The 2,535-nt window shown below is 71.8% G+C and carries 3 protein-coding genes; 2 read left to right on the top strand and 1 reads right to left on the bottom strand.

The annotated features are described in order from the left end of the window. Nucleotides 1–233, bottom strand: a 233-nt coding sequence (locus tag Q0L15_RS18920) for a maleylpyruvate isomerase N-terminal domain-containing protein (RefSeq protein ID WP_296606060.1), incomplete at its 3' end; no start/stop codon positions are given. An 80-nt stretch (nt 234–313) separates the two neighbouring features. Between Q0L15_RS18920 and argC the strand changes: the two genes are divergently transcribed. After that, the gene (argC, locus tag Q0L15_RS18915) at nt 314–1,360 is read left to right on the top strand and encodes an N-acetyl-gamma-glutamyl-phosphate reductase (protein WP_296606058.1); all 1,047 of its coding nucleotides are present in this window, start codon (nt 314–316) and stop codon (nt 1,358–1,360) included. Between the two features lie 70 nt (nt 1,361–1,430). Then, nucleotides 1,431–2,535: bifunctional glutamate N-acetyltransferase/amino-acid acetyltransferase ArgJ (argJ, locus tag Q0L15_RS18910; RefSeq protein ID WP_296606057.1), on the top strand; the 1,105-nt coding region annotated here is incomplete at its 3' end.

Genomic DNA, 2,535 nt, shown 5'->3' with positions numbered 1-2,535 from the left:
GTCGTGGGTCGCTCCGGCTCCGTCCAGTCCTCGCCCGGCGCGACGGGCCGGCCCGCGATGATCCGACCCCAGAACTCGTGGACCGTCGTGAGGTGCCACAGCAGGTCCGACGCATCCCAGTCGGGGCAGCTGGGTACGCGAGCTGCAGGGTCGCAGCTCGCGAGCACCTCCCGGAAGCGTGCCGACTCGCCGCGCAGGTGGTGGAGGTAGCGGTCGAACGCCGGTCTCGTCATGATGAGCAACGTAGAGGGATCAACGGACGAGGCCCACCGGATATCGAGTTGCACATAGACATACGGGTGTCTGTATAGTCATGCACATGACGAGCCCACGAGTCGCGGTCGCCGGAGCCAGTGGCTACGCCGGAGGCGAGCTGCTCCGTCTGCTCCTGGCGCACCCCGAGGTCGAGATCGGCGCGCTGACCGCGGCGTCGAACGCCGGCCAGCCGCTCGGAGCTCTGCAACCCCACCTGGTCCCGCTTGCGGACCGGGTCCTGGTCGAGACCTCGATCGACACGCTCGCCGGTCACGACGTCGTCTTCCTCGCGCTGCCGCACGGCCAGTCGGGTGAGATCGCCGCCCAGCTGGGCGACGCCGACCCGGCGACCGTCGTGATCGACTGCGGAGCCGACTTCCGGCTCGCCGACGCAGGCGCGTGGGCGAAGTTCTACGGCGGGACCCACGCCGGCACCTGGCCCTACGGGCTGCCGGAGCTGCCCGGCCAGCGGGCCCGGCTCGCGGGAGCGCGGCGGATCGCCGTGCCGGGCTGCTACCCGACGGTCTCGACACTGGCGCTCGCGCCGGCCGTCGCCGCCGGCCTGGTCGAGCCCGACGTCGTCGTGGTCGCCGCCTCGGGCACCAGCGGCGCCGGCAAGGCCGCCAAGCCGCACCTGCTCGGCAGCGAGATCATGGGCAACGCCAGTGCCTACGGCGTCGGCGGCACCCACCGGCACACCCCTGAGATCGTCCAGAACCTCTCCGGCCTCGTCGACGGCTCCGTCGCGGTGAGCTTCACGCCGCTCCTCGTGCCGATGCCCCGCGGCATCCTCGCCACCTGCTCGGCGCCCCTGCGCGGCGAGGTGAGCGCCGAGGACGCCTACGCCGTCTACGCCCAGGCCTACGCCGACGAGCCGTTCGTCCACCTGCTCCCGGCCGGCCAGTGGCCGCAGACCAAGTCGGTCACCGGCTCCAACGCGGTCCATCTCCAGGTCACGGTCGACGAGGACGCGCGACGACTCGTCGCCGTCGGTGCTGTGGACAACCTGTCCAAGGGCACCGCCGGCGCTGCCGTCCAGTGCATGAACCTCGCGCTCGGTCTCGACGAAGGACTGGGCCTCTCGACCGTAGGAGTAGCTCCGTGAACGTCACCCCACGAAACTGCGGGCGTCCCCCGCTCAGCTCCTCCAGCCCACACTTCCGCGGGGGCCCCGAATGAGCGTCACCCATCCGTCGGGCTTCCGGGCCGCCGGCGTCGCCGCCGGCCTGAAGTCCACCGGCGCCAAGGACGTCGCCCTCGTCGTCAACGACGGGCCCACCTTCGACTCCGCCAGCGTCTTCACCGCCAACCGCTGCAAGGCCAACCCGGTGCTATGGAGCCAGGAGGCCGTCAAGGACGGCACCGTGCGCGCCGTCGTGCTCAACTCGGGCGGCGCCAACTGCTACACGGGTCCCGACGGCTTCCAGACGACCCACGCCGTGGCCGAGCGCGTCGCCGAGCACCTGGGCTTCGGACCGATCGACGTGGTCGTCTGCTCGACGGGTCTGATCGGCCTGGCCAACGACCGCGAGCAGGTGCTCTCCGGCGTGGACGCGGCGTACGCCGCACTCGCGGCCGACGGCGGTCAGCAGGCGGCCGAGGCGATCATGACCACCGACTCGGTGAGCAAGCAGGTCGTCGTCGAGGGCGCCGGCTGGTCGATCGGCGGCATGGCCAAGGGCGCGGGGATGCTCGCCCCTCAGCTGGCCACGATGCTGGTCGTGCTGACGACCGACGCGGTCGTGCCCGCGGCCGACCTCGACGCCGCGCTGCGGCAGGCCACCGCCGTCTCGTTCGACCGGCTCGACTCCGACGGGTGCATGTCGACCAACGACACCGTGACCGTGCTGGCCAGCGGCGCGTCCGGCATCACGCCGTCGTTGCCCGACTTCACCGCGGCCCTCACCCAGGCCTGCACCGACCTCGCGATGCAGCTGCTGCGCGACGCCGAGGGCGCCGACCACGAGATCGCGATCACCGTGCTCAACGCGGCCACCGAGGCCGAGGCCGTCGAGGTCGGGCGCAGCGTCGCGCGGTCCAACCTGTTCAAGGCCGCGGTCTTCGGCAACGACCCCAACTGGGGACGGGTCCTGGCCAGCATCGGCACCACGAACGCGCAGTTCGACCCCGCCGACCTCGACGTGGCGATGAACGGCGTCTGGGTCTGCAAGCAGTCCACCCCGCACGCCGACCCGTCCGAGGTCGACCTGAAGCCGCGCGAGGTCAGCGTGACCATCGACCTCAAGGCCGGGTCCGCGCGGGCGACCGTCTGGACCAACG

Origin of the sequence: Nocardioides sp. (assembly GCF_024509035.1) — a bacterium.
In the GTDB taxonomy this organism is placed as follows: Bacteria; Actinomycetota; Actinomycetes; order Propionibacteriales; family Nocardioidaceae; genus Nocardioides.
This window is presented reverse-complemented; position numbering and strand designations above follow the sequence as displayed.

Coding starts and splice junctions, on each gene's coding strand:
- argC (WP_296606058.1), top strand. CDS start 314: ATGCACATGACGAGCCCACGAGTCGCGGTCGCCGGAGCCAGTGGCTAC.